At 66.1% G+C, this 16068-nt stretch carries 19 protein-coding genes and 3 pseudogenes; 10 read left to right on the top strand and 12 right to left on the bottom strand.

What is annotated here, in order from left to right:
* From ACFTWF_RS43325 to ACFTWF_RS43310, 4 genes and pseudogenes are all read left to right on the top strand, one after another.
* Window positions 1-138 (top strand): GvpL/GvpF family gas vesicle protein (locus ACFTWF_RS43325; RefSeq protein ID WP_378467215.1); only part of this gene is annotated, 138 nt, incomplete at its 5' end.
* A gap of 237 nt (window positions 139-375) precedes the next feature.
* Window positions 376-672: pseudogene (locus tag ACFTWF_RS43320) on the top strand (sulfatase-like hydrolase/transferase); the annotation flags it as partial.
* A gap of 53 nt (window positions 673-725) precedes the next feature.
* Entirely contained in the window at window positions 726-1034 is a 309-nt protein-coding gene (locus ACFTWF_RS43315; RefSeq protein ID WP_378467213.1) for a hypothetical protein, read from the top strand.
* Window positions 1035-1196: 162 nt separating this feature from the next.
* The gene (locus ACFTWF_RS43310; RefSeq protein WP_378467212.1) at window positions 1197-1490 is read left to right on the top strand and encodes a WhiB family transcriptional regulator; all 294 of its coding nucleotides are present in this window, start codon (window positions 1197-1199) and stop codon (window positions 1488-1490) included.
* 633 nt (window positions 1491-2123) lie between these two features.
* Here the strand turns inward: ACFTWF_RS43310 and ACFTWF_RS43305 are convergent.
* Window positions 2124-2480: a PDDEXK nuclease domain-containing protein gene (locus ACFTWF_RS43305; RefSeq protein WP_378467211.1), complete on the bottom strand. Its 357-nt coding sequence runs from the start codon at window positions 2478-2480 to the stop codon at window positions 2124-2126.
* A 65-nt stretch (window positions 2481-2545) separates the two neighbouring features.
* Between ACFTWF_RS43305 and ACFTWF_RS43300 the strand changes: the two genes are divergently transcribed.
* The 5 genes and pseudogenes from ACFTWF_RS43300 to ACFTWF_RS43280 form a co-directional block, all read left to right on the top strand.
* Window positions 2546-3355 carry a CPBP family intramembrane glutamic endopeptidase gene (locus ACFTWF_RS43300; protein WP_378467210.1) on the top strand — a complete coding sequence of 270 codons (810 nt, stop codon included), beginning with the start codon at window positions 2546-2548 and terminating at the stop codon, window positions 3353-3355.
* A 22-nt stretch (window positions 3356-3377) separates the two neighbouring features.
* Window positions 3378-4136: a DUF6544 family protein gene (locus ACFTWF_RS43295; RefSeq protein WP_378467209.1), complete on the top strand. Its 759-nt coding sequence runs from the start codon at window positions 3378-3380 to the stop codon at window positions 4134-4136.
* A gap of 359 nt (window positions 4137-4495) precedes the next feature.
* Window positions 4496-4867 carry a pyridoxamine 5'-phosphate oxidase family protein gene (locus ACFTWF_RS43290; protein WP_378467208.1) on the top strand — a complete coding sequence of 124 codons (372 nt, stop codon included), beginning with the start codon at window positions 4496-4498 and terminating at the stop codon, window positions 4865-4867.
* A 502-nt stretch (window positions 4868-5369) separates the two neighbouring features.
* The gene (locus ACFTWF_RS43285) at window positions 5370-5804 is read left to right on the top strand and encodes a pyridoxamine 5'-phosphate oxidase family protein (RefSeq protein ID WP_378467207.1); all 435 of its coding nucleotides are present in this window, start codon (window positions 5370-5372) and stop codon (window positions 5802-5804) included.
* A gap of 187 nt (window positions 5805-5991) precedes the next feature.
* A pseudogene (locus tag ACFTWF_RS43280) lies at window positions 5992-6216 on the top strand (universal stress protein); the annotation flags it as partial.
* An 82-nt stretch (window positions 6217-6298) separates the two neighbouring features.
* Here ACFTWF_RS43280 and ACFTWF_RS43275 read toward each other — a convergent pair.
* The 9 genes and pseudogenes from ACFTWF_RS43275 to ACFTWF_RS43235 form a co-directional block, all read right to left on the bottom strand.
* Window positions 6299-6556, bottom strand: a complete 258-nt coding sequence (locus tag ACFTWF_RS43275) for a hypothetical protein (protein ID WP_378467206.1) — start codon at window positions 6554-6556, stop codon at window positions 6299-6301.
* 179 nt (window positions 6557-6735) lie between these two features.
* A complete protein-coding gene (locus ACFTWF_RS43270; protein ID WP_378467205.1) occupies window positions 6736-6924 on the bottom strand; it encodes a hypothetical protein in 189 nt (62 codons plus the stop codon).
* A gap of 261 nt (window positions 6925-7185) precedes the next feature.
* A complete protein-coding gene (locus tag ACFTWF_RS43265) occupies window positions 7186-7587 on the bottom strand; it encodes a DUF5313 family protein (RefSeq protein ID WP_378467204.1) in 402 nt (133 codons plus the stop codon).
* 3 nt (window positions 7588-7590) lie between these two features.
* The gene (locus ACFTWF_RS43260; protein WP_378467203.1) at window positions 7591-9315 is read right to left on the bottom strand and encodes a SulP family inorganic anion transporter; all 1725 of its coding nucleotides are present in this window, start codon (window positions 9313-9315) and stop codon (window positions 7591-7593) included.
* A gap of 280 nt (window positions 9316-9595) precedes the next feature.
* A pseudogene (locus tag ACFTWF_RS43255) lies at window positions 9596-9747 on the bottom strand (phosphoenolpyruvate carboxykinase domain-containing protein); the annotation flags it as partial.
* Between the two features lie 431 nt (window positions 9748-10178).
* The gene (locus ACFTWF_RS43250; RefSeq protein ID WP_378467202.1) at window positions 10179-10544 is read right to left on the bottom strand and encodes an ArsR/SmtB family transcription factor; all 366 of its coding nucleotides are present in this window, start codon (window positions 10542-10544) and stop codon (window positions 10179-10181) included.
* A gap of 349 nt (window positions 10545-10893) precedes the next feature.
* Window positions 10894-11289 carry a hypothetical protein gene (locus tag ACFTWF_RS43245; RefSeq protein WP_378467201.1) on the bottom strand — a complete coding sequence of 132 codons (396 nt, stop codon included), beginning with the start codon at window positions 11287-11289 and terminating at the stop codon, window positions 10894-10896.
* 48 nt (window positions 11290-11337) lie between these two features.
* Window positions 11338-11550, bottom strand: coding sequence for a hypothetical protein (locus tag ACFTWF_RS43240; protein WP_378467200.1), 213 nt, complete (start codon window positions 11548-11550; stop codon window positions 11338-11340).
* A gap of 263 nt (window positions 11551-11813) precedes the next feature.
* Window positions 11814-12356: a TetR/AcrR family transcriptional regulator gene (locus ACFTWF_RS43235; RefSeq protein ID WP_378467199.1), complete on the bottom strand. Its 543-nt coding sequence runs from the start codon at window positions 12354-12356 to the stop codon at window positions 11814-11816.
* A 133-nt stretch (window positions 12357-12489) separates the two neighbouring features.
* Between ACFTWF_RS43235 and ACFTWF_RS43230 the strand changes: the two genes are divergently transcribed.
* Window positions 12490-13212: a class I SAM-dependent methyltransferase gene (locus ACFTWF_RS43230; protein ID WP_378467198.1), complete on the top strand. Its 723-nt coding sequence runs from the start codon at window positions 12490-12492 to the stop codon at window positions 13210-13212.
* A 376-nt stretch (window positions 13213-13588) separates the two neighbouring features.
* Here ACFTWF_RS43230 and ACFTWF_RS43225 read toward each other — a convergent pair whose 3' ends face one another.
* On the bottom strand, window positions 13589-15322 hold the full coding sequence (locus ACFTWF_RS43225; RefSeq protein ID WP_378467197.1) for a hypothetical protein: 1734 nt from the start codon (window positions 15320-15322) through the stop codon (window positions 13589-13591).
* 446 nt (window positions 15323-15768) lie between these two features.
* Window positions 15769-15891, bottom strand: coding sequence for a hypothetical protein (locus tag ACFTWF_RS43220; RefSeq protein WP_378467196.1), 123 nt, complete (start codon window positions 15889-15891; stop codon window positions 15769-15771).
* Between the last annotated feature and the right edge of the window lie 177 nt (window positions 15892-16068).

Here is a 16068-nt window from a genome sequence, read left to right as displayed (position 1 = left end):
GTCGAGCGTCAGGAAGAGCTCGAAAAGGCCGTGGGGCAACTCGCCGAGAACTGGGACGGCCGGGTGGAGATGAAGCTGCTCGGACCGCTCGCCGCATATGACTTCGTGGTGACGCAGAAGCCGGAGGGGCAAGGTTGACGATTCCGGTATCCGCAGTCCGCGGTGGAAGGCGCGCTGCGGCCGCCCCGGTAGCGTGACCAGGGCCGTGGACCTCCTCTGCCGGTCCACGGGCACACACCCTCTCACCTTCGCTGCAGTCGATTGAGTGCGCGCGACCGGGGTAGTCGATCCGGGTAGCTGCACGGTCGAGCTCTTCACGGGAGTCGACGATAAGTGCCACACTGCAGGTCGTCGTCGCGGTGACAGCCGCCCCGTATGCCGGGTCGACACGGCACGATTATCGACAAGCTCGACGAGCTGGACGTCGCCGAGACCACGATCGTCGTCTGGGCCTCCGACAATGGCGCCGACACCACCAATCGCCTGCCGGCGATCGACCCGGATCCGGTCGGCGGTCGATGGCACGGTTTCTCCGGGCCCTGGCGGGGCGGGTTGTTCACCGCGCTCGGGGGCTCGACTCGGGCACCGTGCCTGGTCCGCTGGCCCGGGAGGGTGCCCGTCGCACGGGTCAGCAACGAATTGGTTCACGAGGTCGATTTCTTCACCACCCTGGTGACCGCCGGGGGTGGTGTGGTCCGGGGGACCGGCATATCGACGGGATGGACATGTCGGGGTTCTTGCCGGGTGCGGACGAGGACTCGGGCCGTGATCTGGTTCTGTGTCTGCAGGGCGACCGGTTGCACGCGGCGAAGTGGCATCAGTGGAAGGTTCACCTGTTCGAGCAGGACGACTTCTATTCCACCTGGGCGCCGACCAACGTGCCGATCCTCTACAACCTGGAGTGGGGTCCGCGCGAGGAGCATCAGGTCAACTCCCCCCATGGCTGGGTGCCGCACCCGGTCGATGCGGGGGCCGCCGCGTTCCTGCGGTCGCTCGTCCTCGAGCCGCCCATCCGGCCCGGCACTCCCGGGTGAGGCGCAGACACCGGCCTCTCGGGGGTCTTCTGCGAAGCCGGCCGGTCGCTGCGGCGTCCCGCCGTGGCCGGGCGGCGCTGTTTCTGTGCACAGCGACGGGGGTACAGGACGGGGACGAAGTCGGTCCGCTCGATACCGAGCGCGAAGTTTGAGGAGTCCGTCATGCCGCCTGCACATCATCACCGTCTCGCGCCGATCGTGGATGTATGGGACTGGCAGTTGGAGGGCCTGTGCCGCGGAGTCGATTCGGCCGTCTTCTTCCACCCCGACGGTGAACGCGGTGGGGCCCGTGCCCATAGGGAGGCCCGCGCCAAGGCGCTGTGCCGGCGCTGTCCTGTCCTGAGCGAGTGCCGCGAGCATGCCTTGGTCTCGGCGGAAACGTTCGGGATTTGGGGCGGGATGTCCGAGTCGGAGCGGGCTGCGTATCTCCGTGAGCAGCACGATGTGGCCAGCTGACGTGACCAGCGGCGGTACGTCTCGGCGCCCACGACATGTCGGGCACTCGCCCTGAGCGGTTGTTCCGGTGGGGGTCCGGCGGAGACCTCCTTCGCACGTTTCATATTGTGATGTGGATCACTCATGCGTATAGTCGGTGATGCGGATCGAGGAAAAGTATCTGTGAGCAGAGAAAACTCGAGAAGCAGAGATCCGGCCGAGAATGCAGAAGCATTCCCGGCCGAACCCCTGTGTGGGGACATTCTGATGACCTTCCCCGCGACTCGCCCTTCCGGTTTGATCGCGCCGTCGTCCGGCGAGAGATGTGCAGTAATCGACCAGCTGCGAATAGTGCAGTGTCGTGCGGTGTGTGACGGAGACTTCGCTCGGCGGTATCGCGACCTGACGGTGGGGTGAGTGAGGGAACGGTTCCCGAGGCGCATCGCCGGACGATTCGCAGCGATGGACCCAAGGGCCGGGTCGCGGAGGGTAGATGGCGGCAGGGAGCCCTATCCCGGCCCCGCCGGCGGACGCTGATGCACCCGGCGGACATGGCGAAGTATGAGTTAGGACCGATCGCATCGGATACTCCCGACGACTGTAACCGCGTCCCTGGCATTGCGCGCGGTGTGGGCTCAGTCGTCGGTTGATGGGCTACCGCGATGGGAGGGTTTGAGTTGTGGGGTGGCGCACGTCCCGGATCGTGTCGGCGAGGTCGGCTGCTGTCGGACGAGCGGGCCGGACATCGGCGGGCAGGGACCGGTGTGTGGTGTAGGTGCTGACCGCGAGCGGCGAGTCGAGACCGCGGAGGGCGTACGCGACGACGATGTCGTCCCGGTCGGCGGCGAGGAGGATCCCGATGGTGGTGCCGTGTCCGTGTTCGGGTTTGCGGAGCAGGTCGTCGACGGCGTTGACGTAGAAGTTGAGCTTGCCGATGTGTTCAGGCTCGGCGTACCCGATCTTCAGCTCGAAGAAGTTACCGACTGGTGGCCGGGATGTGCGCGGTGACATCTTCCAGGCACCCGTACCGCGGCGTCCCCGGGCTCCCACTTCGACTCGGTTTGTACACTCGCGTTGTGAGGCAACCTCTTCCGCGCCGCACGATACTCTTCTTCCTGCTGGCCTACACGCTGACGTGGGCGGCATGGCTGCCGATGGTACTGGCACCGACACGGTGGCAGTACTTGCACTACCTGGGCAGTCTCGGACCACTGGCGGCGGCGTTCGCGCTGCGCTACCGCGACGACGGCCGCACCGGAGTGCAGGACCTATTGCGTCGAATGACCCGGTGGCGGGTTCGCGCTCGCTGGTGGGGTGTCGCCATCGCCTTCCCCATGACCCTGTTTCTGGCGGGGACCGCAGTGTCCACGCTGACCGGCACCCCGGTCGACTGGACGGTGTTTCTGGGATCCAAGGAATTCGCAGACGTGGGGTGGGCACTGATCCCCATAGAAATTCTCTTCTTCGGTTTCGGTGAGGAAACCGGATGGCGCGGATATGCGATCCCGAGCTTGGAAACGGCGGGACGGTCCTCGTATGCGGCGACGACGATCTTCGCGCTGTTCTGGGCCGGATGGCATCTGCCGCTGTTCCTCTACCCCTCCGGGCTGCAGTCACTTCCTTTGTTGATGATCCCCGGGTGGATCGCGAGCATCCTGTTCGGTGCCTACCTGACGACGTTCCTGTTCAACAGCGCCGCCGGAAGCATCCTGGTCATCGCCGTCTTCCACGGAATGGTCGATATCGTCTCCATCAGCCGCGCCGCCACCGATCTCACCTTGATCGTCGTCAACGCCGGATTGATCGCCGCCGCGGTCTGGGCGGTTGTGCGGTACGCCCCGCAGCTTCGTGCCCCACGCCGCGATACCAGCGCCCACCGCCACTGACCAGGACCCGCAAGGAGACCCAATGGCCCGGACCGTTCCCCGCTCGGCCCGCCGCATCCGCGAGCACTGGCATGCCCTGGATTCTCTGCACGGCAGCGGGCAGCGGTATAACCCCGAGCTGATCGAGAATCTGCCGGCGGCCGCCCGCCGCTGGATCAGCCACTCCGTCGCGGCGGGAACACCGCTGGCCCGCTCGGTGCGGTTGACGATGCAGGGGCAGATCCGGCTCGGGGCCTGGCGTCCGTTCACCGCCACCGAACTCCTCACCCCCGGGGTCGGATTCATCTGGGCGGCCACGGCCAAGGTCGCCGGGCTGCCCGTCCTCGGGTATGACCGCTTCACCGACGGCCGCGGCGAGATGCGGTGGCGACTCGCCGACATTCTTCCGATGGTCTCCGCCCATGGCCCCGATGTCACCGAAAGCGTGGCCGGTCGGCTCGCCGGCGAAAGCATCTTCGTACCCACAGCCTTCGCCGCCGCCCAGTGGATCGACGGCGGTGACGGCGCGACCGCCCACGCCCGCTGGGCCGTGGCTGGATACGAGGACACCGTGCACCTCGACCTCGCCGACGACGGGACCCTGCGTCAGGTGCGTATGCAACGATGGGGAAACCCCGACGGCAACCGGTTCGACCGCTATCCATTCGCCGTCTCCATCGACGCCGAGGACTCCTTTGCCGGCATCACGATCCCCATCCGATTTCGCGCGCGGTGGGCGACCGACACCGCGGCACAGACCGAGTTCTTCCGCGCGCAGATCACCGACGCGGTTTTTCAGTGACACGGTGGTAAGCCCGGGCAGGTTCGCCGCGGACGATTCCGGTAACCGATCTCGGGTGATCTTCTATGCCCGAGCGCGGCACCGAGGCAGATCCCGTGCACACGCCACCCGGTTGGCAGGTGTGTAGCGCCGCCGTCCACTCCCGTATCCGACCAGCGGATTCGGTGAGATGCCTCCCGTGGACGCGAGACAGCGACGATGATTTCGGTGAGCCAGATATAGACGAACCGCACCGGATCTGATGTCACGACAGGAAGCGAAGGCAAATGGGAAGCGATGAGCCGGAAGTCCGAGAACTTGCTACTCACGAATGCTGGGCGCTGCTCCGCACCGCGGGTGTCGGCCGTCTCGCAGTCTGGGTGGACGACCATCCGGATATCTTTCCTCTCAACTACGCAGTCGATCACGGGACCCTCGTATTCCGCTCCGGGCGAGGCACCAAGGTGTCCGCTGCGGTGTCAGACGTGCCGGTTGCCCTGGAAGTCGACGGCTACGACGCATCGTCGAACGAGGCGTGGAGCGTGGTGATCAAGGGCCGCGGCGAGGGTATCCGTGAGATCGATGAATTGATCGACACGGTGTCTTTGCCGCTCTTTCCGTGGCAGGCCGGGGCGAAAAACCTGTTCATCCGGCTCGTTCCCACCCTCGTCACCGGTCGTCGGTTCCCGGTCGCCGACCCGACTATTTGGCAAACTCCCTTCTCGAACGTGCGACATTCGCCGTCCGAGTAGGAAGGTGTGCTTGACCGGTCCTTGCGGCTCTTGCCGGCGGCTCATCGTTATCGATCCGCGCGCACGCAGATGCACCCCGGCGATCCAGTTCTCGCGCATCACCTGTTCGACCCGCTTGTGGTTCACTCCCTCAGCTCGGTCGCGATGCGCGGGCACGTGGGGCGTCGGTGACCTGTGGGGTGCCGGGTAGCCGACCCGCCGTGAACGATCTTGATCCCTAACGCCACCGCCCAGTCCGAAACCCGACGATATTTGCGCGTGGTCAGGTGCGGCGAGTAGTGGTCACACACGATCGCCAACCGAATGTCCGTCAGGTACAGGCTGCGCAGGTACGGCCCCGACCTGAGACCGAAGGGCTCGTTTGCGTGAGGACCCGACGTCATCACTTGGTAGTGGCGGTGGACGTCTCGACCCCGTGCCGATCATGCTCGATCCCCGCGATCGGCGGTGCAACGGTCGGCATACCTGTGACAACATCGCGGAACGGGTGTAATCATCAGACATGACCAATCTCGAGAGCGACAACTCTGACGGACCTGTCACGGAATTGTCGGCGGAAGAGAGTTGGGATTTGCTCGGAAGCGAGGAATTGGGTCGCCTCGTCGTGAGCGTATCCGACCGCGTCGATATCTTCCCCGTCAATTATGTGGCGCATCAAGGTAAATTGCTCTTCAGGACCGCAGAGGGCACTAAACTAGTCGAGCTCACCATCCATCAGCAGGTCGCGTTCGAAGTCGATCACGTGGCCGAGGGTTCGGGGTGGAGTGTTGTTGTGCATGGAACTGCGCGGCGTCTGCAAACATCCGCCGAGATCGCCGCGGCCGACGAGCTGCCACTGCATTCGTGGATACCGACACCCAAGTTCAACTATGTCGAGATCACGCCCAGGGAGATCAGTGGTCGCCGGCTGACGTTTGGTGTCGAACCGGAGCGCTGACCGGCGCGCAACGTCGTGACACGCACCGCTCGGCCATGGACTCTTTCGCGGGGGCCACTGGCCATTATCCGACCCCACTCCGCTCCACCGCCCACGCATGAGCGCCGCAGGAGGTGTCGAATCACGCGTCGGAAGCCTGGGCCGGGGCCGGGTCGTCCGTCGTAGCTGAAGTTGTGCGTGCTGCCATGAGGGCAACCCGGCGCACCTGTTGGCGTCGATCGGCGACGCGAAGGACGCCCTGATGATCATCATCGGGAGCTCGTGGGGTGGGCTGGTGTCTGTCTTCGCGCGGGTGCTGGGGGAGTCGGTGTCCTCGAACCTGATCCACCACTGCCGCCGCCCCGTCGTCCTGGTCCCCGAACGCATGGGCATCGCGCCACCGACGGCCGGGCGTGGTGGGAGTGTTCCCTAGTGCCACGACTTCCGGATCGCGCCGCGAGCCATGATTCACCCTCGGTCGGGGATCGACATCGGACCCCGCTGTGGGCGGTGGGTCAGCCGTGGGCGAGGCGGCGTACGGCGCCGCGCAGGGTGTGTTCGATCTGGGGCAGGTCGACGTCCTCGGGGGCGGTGGCGGTGTTCTGGGTTGGGTTCCAGGTGATTCGGCGGTCGATCCCGGTGGCCGCGGCGGCGAGTTCGGTGCTCCACTCGCTCAGGGTCGGTTCCGGATTGTCGACGCCTTCCCACTCGAGAATCCAGGGGGCGAGTGAGTGCCACTGCAGATCGGTGGCGTGGATGGTTCGGGTCGTCATCTGGGGTCCTGGCTTCTGTTGGGTTGGTGGCTGATTTCGGCGATTTCGGCGATCTCGGCGAGAATGGGTGGTTCCGGCGCATCGCCCCGCGATGCGACGTGCTGGGAGGACAGGGGTCGGGCACGAGGGTGCACGGGAGAAGGTGAACTGCTGTCGGCCCGAGCTTCATGCTTGCGGAATTACTCGCGTTCCGGCGCTCCCACTGTTCGACGGCTCAACCGTTCCGTGATCTGGTCCGGTTCCACCAGCTCGAAGTAGCGCGGATCGGGATTGGTTCGCGCCGCGACGATGTCGCCGTAGTTGATCATCCGGGTCGCGGCGCCGAGATGGATTCTCTCCTGGGTGCCGACGTATCGGAAATGTGGCATGACGATCCTCCCTCGCTGGAAATTGCGGGTGACTTGGCGCACCGCCGGATGGATAGGAGGCACGACCACCACAGGCGCGCCGGCCCAGCTGGGAGAGGTTTCGCCGAGCCCCGGTTCCCAGCTGCTCGATCCGGGAGGCACATGACCCCACCCCAGTCCACTGTCACTTTTTTCTACTTATGAAGATTAGCAATTAATTGGTTAGTAGTGAATGGGGTGCGCCCCAGGATCCGGGGGTGCACCCCGGGTGTGTTTGTCGGCTCACGGGGCTGCCCGGTAGCGGGATTCGTAGGATGCCTGTTCCTGGTCGAGGTGGCGTTGTTTGTGGGCATCGAGGAGCGCGGGGTCGAGGCCGTGGCTGACGAGCCGGTGGCGCAGGTAAATGCTCTTGAGGGCGAACAGGAAGTACACGAAGGGCAGGAACAGTAGCAGCACCATTCCGGTGCGGATGATTAACGGGCCGGGGATGAGCAGGAGTGCGACGAGGATGGGGATCAGCGGGATCAGGCAGCGGGTCGCGTAGCGGCGGGTGGCGCCGGGCCCGGTGGTGTCCTCGATGACCCACGGGTGCAGTTCGGTGGGCAGGGTGCGGCCCAGGACGTAGCCGAGGCGCCCCCGCGCAGTGGGTGCGGGGGTGGGGGTGTCGGTGGTGTTCTCGGGCATCGATCAGTCCTTGGTCGTGGTGGAGGTGTAGTGGTGTTCGGGCAGGACGAGCATGCGGGCGTAGGCGATCGCGCGCGGGGTGGTGTCGAACAGGTGCCGGTCCTCACTGTCGGTGGTGGTGAACACCCCGAGCGCCGCGAGCGGGCGGAGGTGTTCGGGTTTGGCGCCGGAGATCAGGACGGTGATGTGCCGGTGTTCGAGCTTGGTGATGGCGTCCTTGAGGACGCTGGCGCCGGTGGCGTCGATTGCGGTGACCCGGGACATCCGCAGGATGACCACCTTCACGTCGGCGACGTCGGCAAGTTCGAGCAGGAACCGGTGGGCGGCAGCGAAGAACAGGGCGCCGTCGATTCGATAGGCGACGATGTGCTCGCGCAGCAGCTCGTGTTCCTCGGCCAGATGGTCGTTGGTGTCGAGGGGAACCTGTTCGAGGCGGGCGGATTGCGCGACCGCCCGCAACGCGAGGATCGCGGCGAACCCGACGCCGACGGCGACGGCGGTGACGAGGTCGAAGACGACGGTGACCCCGAACGTGGCAATCATGACCAGGGTGTCGGCGCGAGTGGCGCGGGTGATGGCGAGGATCGACGCGGTCTCGACCATCCGCACCGTGGTGGCCAGCAGCACCCCTGCCAGGGCGGCGAGGGGGATCTCGGCAACCAGGGATGCGGCGAGGTAGACGATGGCGGCCAGGATGAGGGCGTGGGTGAGGGCTGCGAGCCGGGTGCGGGCCCCGGAGCGCACGTTGACCGCGGTGCGGGCGATCGCCCCGGTCGCGGGCACGCCGCCGAACATGGGGGCGGCGATGTTCGCCAGCCCCTGCCCGAGAAGTTCCCGGTCCGGGTTGTGCCGGGCGCCGACCGCCATCGAGTCGGCGGCGGTCGCGGACAGCAGCGATTCGAGCGCCGCCAGGGCGGCGACCGCCAGGGCCGGCGCGATCAGCGAGGTCAGATCACCGAGGTGCAGGAAACTTAGGGTGGGCGCGGCGAATCCGGCCGGAATGGTCCCGATGCGGGCGATGTCGAGATGGAAGAGGTGGGCGGTAAGGGTGGCGGCGGCGACGGCGATCAGGGAGAACGGGATCTTCGGGAGGTAGCGGCCACCGAGCAGGATGACCGCGGCCACGATCAGGGTGGTCGCCGGGGTCAGGATCGTGGGGGCTTGAAGGAACGTGTGGACGGCGTCGGCCGCGCTCTGCCACACCTTCTCCCCGGTGGCGCCGGTGATTCCCAGTGCTGCGGGGACCTGCTGCAGGGCGATGACGACGGCGATGCCGGCGGTGAAGCCCTCGATGACCGGGGCCGGCATGTATCGCACTGCCCGCCCTACTCCGGCGAACGCCAGGACCAGCAGGATGGCACCGGCGATCAGACCGACCGCGAGCACCCCGGTCGGCCCGTACTGACCGACGATGGGCACCAGTACCACGGTCATCGCCCCGGTCGGGCCGGTCACCTGGAAGCGAGACCCGCCGAACACGGCGGCCACGGCGCCGGCGATCACGGCGGTGGTCAGCCCGGCGGCGGCACCGAGACCGGAGCTGATCCCGAACCCCAGCGCCAGCGGCAGCGCCACCAGCGCGACGATCACCCCGGCGAGCAGGTCCGCGCCGGGGGAGCGGACCGCGGGTTTCCACTCACTCCACCGGGGCAGCAGGCCGCCCACCGCCCGTACCGAGGTGGGCGCGGCCGCGTCGGCCGGACCGGTGGGGGTGGGTGGTTCGGTCATCGACGTTCCTCGGTGGTCTGCGGCGAGATCAGGACTTCCGCCTTCTCTTCAATTGCTAATGTTAGCAAGTAATGATCACGGAAGGTTGTTTGATGCGAGTAACCTCGATCACCGCCTGCGGGGGCGGATCCTGCGCCGCACCGCATGCGGGCAATGGTGGCGGCTGTCGGCGCCGCCGCTTGGCGACTGCCGCCCGGGTGTGCACACCCGGCCCTGGTGGTCGCCGCGCAGGACTGCCCTACCTGTTCGCAGGCATGACGTCGACCTGCTTCGGGATCCGGTTGACCGCGTAGAGGCGCCCTTTTCGGTCGAATTGGAGCCAGGCGATGTCGTCGCCGATGGTTTCGGCGGTCCACCCGGGCAGGGGTCGAGCATGGCGAGGTTGATCTTGCCGCAGGCCGAGGGGAATGCGGCGGCGATGTTCGATAGTGCGACCGGGCGCCGCGCCCTCGGGAGCACAACCGGCGAGGTCGATCAGGACATCGTTGTGGACCATCAACCGGCGCAGCGGAATCGCCTCCGCGTCCCGCTCAGAGGTCTACCGCGGTCGGTCACCGCACGCTGCACCGATTCGCACTCCCGGTGCCCCAACCCCAGCACGAGCACCACGGGTCCGCGTCGCCCCGGCCGTCGCCGAGCGGGTGATAGGCACTGCGACGACGGTAACGCTGATTCCCGCGAAAGCCGGACCGACGCCGTCGGGCGGACCGCTGGCACCACCGTGATTGTTCGTCACCGTTGACTTCTCTTTTCGCTTTCTCGATCGAGAGCGAAATCTCCTCGCCAATCGCCTACACGATGTACGCACTCAAGAAATTCGCAACCAGAGTGTGCAATGGGGGTCCTGCCTTTGTGAACCCCCGTCAGCCCCCGGTCTCGCCCACCAAGGCAGGAGGCTCGGAGACGTCCTCGAGCACTTCGGCCTGACCGGCAACCACCCCGGTCAGGATCCCGCGCGCGACCGCTAGCAGCTCTGCGATGCGCGGAGAGGTCAGGGCGTAGGACACCGACAGGCCCTCCCGGCGGGCGGTGACCAGGCCCGCCCGCCGCAGGATCGCCAGCTGCTGGGACAGATTCGCCGGCTCGATCCCCACCTCCGGCAGCATCTCGGAGACGGCGTGCTCGCGTTCGCTGAGCAGTTCGAGGACCCGGATGCGCGCCGGGTGCCCCAACGTCTTGAAGAAGTCCGCTTTCATCTGGTAGAGCGGTTGACGCGAATTCGCGGCCATGGCGCCTCCTCCTCGTTCCGGATCTCGATTCGGCACCGGCAAGGTGTGTCGCTCTCGCCGCGGCGCCGGTCCTGCCGTATCGCGTGCACCCCACGGTCCTGCGTAGGTTCTATTGTTGCGAATCTTAGCAACTTGCTAGAATCCGCGCTGCGGGGCACTGCCGGCCTTGCCTGGACGCCGGATCTGGTGCACGTGTGTCGCGGCCCGGAGCCGTGCGCCGGCGGCGAGCAGATGCCGGGTCGGCCGTGCCGGGCACCGATTTCCCGACCGCGCCCGAGACCGGCAACCAACTTCGAGAACTTGCCGGGGGATCGCCCGGACGTCCGAGCGATGATCGTCGCGAAGTGAGTTACGGCGACGGGGGATCGATGGGGTCAAAAAGCGGCACCACCTTCGCCGCGCGGAGCCGCTCCTTATGTCGCTGCCGTTTCTCCCACTGCGCCGTCCTGCCGGCCGCCTCTGCTGCTCGTCGCTGCTCGAGTCGCCGCCGTTGCAAAGCGACGGTCATCTGCGTGGCGAGGATATGGCGCCGCAACTCCTCGGCGCGCTCTGCAGCGACAGTGTCACCGAGATGAGTGGCGGCACTTCGGTCGCACTGGACAAGGAATCCCTCGTAGGTCAGCCTGGACCGGTCCTGCTCATCCAGGCGTGATTCCGCGACCTCTTCGATCAATTGCAAAGGGATACGCAATAGTCGGTAATTAATCCGCAAAAGCGTGAGCGGAATCGAGCGCAATGTTGTCACGCTCTGGGATGCTAACCCTCGCGGCGGAATCATGCGTGGCCGGCGACGTCAACGATGTCTTCTGCGGCGGACTGACGGGGTTCCTCCGCGGTCGTCGCCGAACTCGATCCGGACTGGGATCTGCACCTCGACGACATGTTCGAGTTCGGCCTCGGTCCGATGCTCGACGGGCTGGCCGTGGTGATCGACCGGTCCGCGCAGCAGGGTGCCGAGCGTGCGGGCGGGGTCGACCGTTGAACCCACGGTCTCCTCGTCGGGCATCTCGAACTCCGAACATCGACATGCCCACGCTCGCGAGTGCATCGCCCCGACTGCGGGGGGATGGCCGCGAAACACCGAGTACCGACGGGGCCACCTCGCGTCGGTGACCGCGTAGCGTCGAGCGCGCGCCGCGGGGTGACGTGCACCTTTCGCGCTGCGCGGTTCCACCACCAAAAGGGCCCGGACTTCCGACGCGTTCTCGCGGACGACGAGGTGCACGGCGGCCTGCACCGCAGCATCTCGGCGATCCGCAGTGACCCCGGTCAACTGATCACAGAAGGAAGCGTGCGCATGTGCAGTCCTCGACCGGCCAGGCTTTCGAAGACCGAGACGGCGTCGTCCGCCGATACGGCCTCCTCGGCGACGGAGCCGAGAACTCCGATCAGGCCCCAGGACAAGAACGTCAGCGTCGTATCGAACTCGTCATCGTCCATGGCGAGTCGGCCACGGAGATGGTCAACCAGGATGTCGTGGACCATCTGCCCGGTCGCGCGTATCAACACGGCACCACTGCGTTTGCCGACCAGGGCCCGATACAGCTCGCGATGCCGCTCGGCCAGTTTCAGGAGCGTATGCACCGGCGCCCACAGCGGGGTATCGGGTGTTACGGATTCGTTCACCGCGGTGCGCAGGTACTCGGTGCAGCTCACCACGAGCAGATCGTCCTTGTCGCGGTAGTGACTGTAGAAGGTGGACCGCCCGACGTCGGCGCGGTCGAGAATGTCCTGAACGGTAGTTCGGGAATACCCCTTCTCGAGCAGCAGTTCGATCAGAGCTCGGTGCAAAAGCCCCTTCGTGCGCCGCACACGTCGGTCAGGGGTCCTCACCATCGTCTCCTTCCCATCATTGTCGAACACTTCGCGCCGAACAGTGCCGAAGCGGACGGATCCCGGCAGTTTGGTTCTGGCCTTGCAACGCTATCCGGCAAATCATGAACACATGTCCTTTAACGAACAACATCAACGGTCCGCCCATCATCTCACCGCGAAGGCCGTTACATCACCGCCTGGCATCCTCATCACTCGCGTCCATGGGTACAACCTGTTCAACACGGTCTTCTTCGGCGGCCGCCGCCGTCGCCTCGACATCGCGCTCGCGACGGAAAGCAAGACCGGTCCTGGCGACCGCGTGCTGGACATCGGTTGCGGGCCCGGACGGTTCGCCGGTGTTCTCGCCGAACGGGTTGGGCCCTCCGGACGGGTCGTGGGCGTCGACCCGTCCCGTCCGATGCTCGACTACGCGTCCGCACACGCAGGCCGCCGCGGCAATTGTGACTTCCGTCAAGACGCGGCGCAGGCGCTGAGCCTTCCCGATTCGTCGTTCGACGTGGTGACGTCGACATTCGTCATGCACCACATACCGGAGGATCAGCGGGAGGTGGCGTTGGCTCACATGTTCCGGGTCCTGCGGCCGGGCGGACGGCTCATGCTCGCCGACATGCACCCACTCGATCGTGTCCGCACCGCAGTCGTGCGGATTCTCGCGACGGTCGCCACCCGCCGCCACGGGCCCTCGGCCGACGACGGTGCCGCGGCGGATCCGTTCGCCGCCGTCGACGTGCGAAACTACATTGACGCGTTGTGCGGGATCGGTTTCGAGGCGGTCGAATTCCGGCCCGTCAAGCCGTCGACCGGATGTCTCGTCGCCGTCAAGCCCGGATAACACCCCACGCAGACGGTCCACACGAACCTGTGCCACTGCTTCCGGCGCTCTACTCATGGCTCGGCGAGGACGTTGAGGCCGAGGTAGCGGCGCCCTTCGATCCACTCGTCTGATGCTCGGCCGGACGCAGGGTTCGTGAAGAAGGGCACCCGCCGGTGTGCCGGTTCGATGGGTCACCGGAGATGCCGGATACGGGCAGGTGTATCGGCTCCGTGCCCGATGCGAGGACTCGGATAGTCTCTGCTTCGGCCGGAGATCGCGGAGAAGATGAACAATCTCCTCGCGGACCGTCGCCCTGTGGGAACAGCGAACCGCGGGTCATCGCAACGGACTCTGCCAACGCGGTCGAGGACCGATCGTTGCGTCATCTGTTCGCTCATGTTCGAGGTTCCCAAGGGTTCATGGTCGACTTCGACGCTGCGTGCGTCGGTGCCTGTGTCGGAGGTCGGGTCCGTTGTGGTGCTGGACGGGATGTCGGACTTGTCGCCGCAAACGCTGAGTTGGAGGGTTCGCCGTAGGAAAGATTGTTGGCCTCGAGGCACTCTCGCAACGTGGGCGTCGTGCCGCGGCGACTCGGCGCGGTACGCCACACCTGCGTCTCGAATGGGAAGATCGACTCCCGCCGTTGACGTTCGAGGTCCCTGACAGGCATCACGGGCCAGGCCCGTGGCGGCGCGACCGGTGTCGGCTTCGTCGGAGTCCGGGAAGGGCGTCGACGCGCGATTAGCTGGAGTAGGGCGACAGCGCCGAACGCGGTGGTGACCGCCACAGTGAACCCCCAGCGCTGCACGTCCTCCGGCGATGCCGCGACGACCGCGTGGAGCGAGGTCACGAATAGCGCACCAGCGCCCGCGACCGCTACGAGCGTGGACCGTCGTTCTCGGGCCGAGGCGATAGCGTGGGGCAGCAGACTACTTTCAGCACTGTCACAGAGCTTACCGAGTTCGGTATGCAGGAAAGCGATCTCGTCGGCGGTGCGGTGCACCAGCGTTGATCGCAGGTGTGTCGATTCGATCCGGGGCGGGACCGAGTGAGCACCGGCGGGGTGTGCTTGCAGAAGCCGTGTCTCGACCATCCGTGTGCGAGCCGCCGCGATGTCACCGAGGCCCGCGAGGGCGCCGCGTTCGCCCAGTTGCCGGCGGCTGCGCAAAAGCGACAGCACGCGACGGTGGTCCGCCGAGTGCTGTGCGCGGAGGGCAACCCAGCCGATGAGGCAGTAAAGCATCTCACGGGTGCTCCGGTCGAGACGACCGGGACCGGTAGCAGGGGCACCGACGTTCACGGCGAGGGCTCTGGCGTCCTCGCGAATCGCGACCCCTGAACCGAGACGCGACGCCCTGTCGATCAGCGGGGCCCGGTACCAGCGCAAGTGTCCAGGGTAGGAACGGGGCGCGGCCTCCGCGCAGGGCGTGGTGCCCGGTTCATCGACCAGTCGCCGTACCGTTTCGACCCCGTCGGTGTGAACCTCGATGAGCAGGCCTTCCAGGGTGAATTGATCGGTCGGGTGACGGCCGTGGATCGTCAGGCTCCGCAACGGCCGATAGACCGCGGAGTTGGGCAGTCGGGTATCCAGCCGGGGGAAGATGTCAATCGGGCTGGCGTCGGCCGTCAGCCCGAAGGGCCGGAGAAATGCCTCGATGGCAGACCAGAATTCGGGGCTACCGCCATCACGGAGCGGGTCATGGTGCCGGTCGATCAGGCTGTCGGCGCGGTTAGAGGTAAGTTCCTCACAGGCCAGCACCAGTCCGTTGCCGGGAACCTTCCACAGTGACAGACACGTCGCCGGCGGGCCGACATAGGGGCGGTGCCGGCCGTCAGGTCCGCGCCGGTTGCCGGTTGCGAGGGCGAAGGTTACCGGTGAACTGCTGCGATCGACGATGTGTCGGAACGCCAGCAACTGTGCGCGGGGTCCATCGTCTCCGGCGGCGGTGCCGGCGCTGATGCGGGCAGGCAGGAACGGTTCGACCTCGACGACCGCGGGTACCGCGACCGGATCGGTGCTTTCGACGATATCCAACGGCAGCAGAATGACCCGCAACAGTGCCCTGCGTCTCCCCGACGACAGCGAGGCCGGGTCCGGCCGACGGGTGACGAGTCCAGGACGATTCATTTTCTGTTCCATCAATTCTCGACGCATCCGGCACTTCGCTGCCGACCCCATGGGTTGGCGAGGACGGCCATCGCGGATGTCGTTGTGTTCAGTGCTGCTGAGCTGCTCGCCCTGAATGTTTGGGTAACAAGTCGTCCCGGCCGCGGAGGGCCGGGACGGGCGTGCCAGAGGCCGGAAGTTGGCCCCTGATCAGGTGGTCACACGCGGGGTAGACCGAACGCCCGCTGCGTGCTTCCCTCTAGCGCGTCAGGGTCGTGTGAGTCCATTCGACAAGTAAGAACCGGAAGGGATTGCAGGCGTGGATATTTCCACGTTCCGAGTCGATCTCTTCCGAGACGGCTAGTTTCGAGGTTGGGCGGACCGGGCTGTTGACCGAGTTCCGGGGCACCACCATCGAGCCTCGGGCAGTGAAGAGGTGTGGGGGAGTAGTGTTCGTCAGTCTCGCTTCAGCTCTTCCTCTTTCGGATGAGCTGAGTGGACTCGAGCGCCCTCTCGCTCTTCTCCGTCCGACGCTCCTCGAGGGCGCGCGCGGACTGTGTGGAACTCTTGACGGTGGACTTGTCGGCCATTGTCGGTCCTTTCCGAATCGGCAACCGCGAACTGAACTCGACCATACCCAACAAAAGAAATAAGTCCAGTTCAGCAGCCGATAGGAGGCGGCTCGGTTATGTCGGGTCGTGAAGAGGGGATCGGTTGGTGCGCGCCGGACAGTTCCCCGATCCGAGTTGCGCCACGCCGCCTATTGC

This window comes from Rhodococcus sp. NPDC056960 (assembly GCF_042674125.1).
Taxonomy (GTDB): Bacteria; Actinomycetota; Actinomycetes; order Mycobacteriales; family Mycobacteriaceae; genus Rhodococcus_F.
This window is presented reverse-complemented; position numbering and strand designations above follow the sequence as displayed.

What these genes read in the sequence shown, in the direction of transcription:
- ACFTWF_RS43315 (WP_378467213.1), top strand. Translation starts at nt 726, where the DNA reads ATGTCGGGGTTCTTGCCGGGTGCGGACGAGGACTCGGGCCGTGATCTG.
- ACFTWF_RS43310 (WP_378467212.1), top strand. Translation starts at nt 1,197, where the DNA reads ATGCCGCCTGCACATCATCACCGTCTCGCGCCGATCGTGGATGTATGG.
- ACFTWF_RS43305 (WP_378467211.1), bottom strand. Translation starts at nt 2,480, where the DNA reads ATGTCACCGCGCACATCCCGGCCACCAGTCGGTAACTTCTTCGAGCTG.
- ACFTWF_RS43295 (WP_378467209.1), top strand. Translation starts at nt 3,378, where the DNA reads ATGGCCCGGACCGTTCCCCGCTCGGCCCGCCGCATCCGCGAGCACTGG.
- ACFTWF_RS43285 (WP_378467207.1), top strand. Translation starts at nt 5,370, where the DNA reads ATGACCAATCTCGAGAGCGACAACTCTGACGGACCTGTCACGGAATTG.
- ACFTWF_RS43275 (WP_378467206.1), bottom strand. Translation starts at nt 6,556, where the DNA reads ATGACGACCCGAACCATCCACGCCACCGATCTGCAGTGGCACTCACTC.
- ACFTWF_RS43270 (WP_378467205.1), bottom strand. Translation starts at nt 6,924, where the DNA reads ATGCCACATTTCCGATACGTCGGCACCCAGGAGAGAATCCATCTCGGC.
- ACFTWF_RS43265 (WP_378467204.1), bottom strand. Translation starts at nt 7,587, where the DNA reads ATGCCCGAGAACACCACCGACACCCCCACCCCCGCACCCACTGCGCGG.
- ACFTWF_RS43260 (WP_378467203.1), bottom strand. Translation starts at nt 9,315, where the DNA reads ATGACCGAACCACCCACCCCCACCGGTCCGGCCGACGCGGCCGCGCCC.
- ACFTWF_RS43250 (WP_378467202.1), bottom strand. Translation starts at nt 10,544, where the DNA reads ATGGCCGCGAATTCGCGTCAACCGCTCTACCAGATGAAAGCGGACTTC.
- ACFTWF_RS43240 (WP_378467200.1), bottom strand. Translation starts at nt 11,550, where the DNA reads ATGCCCGACGAGGAGACCGTGGGTTCAACGGTCGACCCCGCCCGCACG.
- ACFTWF_RS43230 (WP_378467198.1), top strand. Translation starts at nt 12,490, where the DNA reads ATGTCCTTTAACGAACAACATCAACGGTCCGCCCATCATCTCACCGCG.
- ACFTWF_RS43225 (WP_378467197.1), bottom strand. Translation starts at nt 15,322, where the DNA reads ATGAATCGTCCTGGACTCGTCACCCGTCGGCCGGACCCGGCCTCGCTG.
- ACFTWF_RS43220 (WP_378467196.1), bottom strand. Translation starts at nt 15,891, where the DNA reads ATGGCCGACAAGTCCACCGTCAAGAGTTCCACACAGTCCGCGCGCGCC.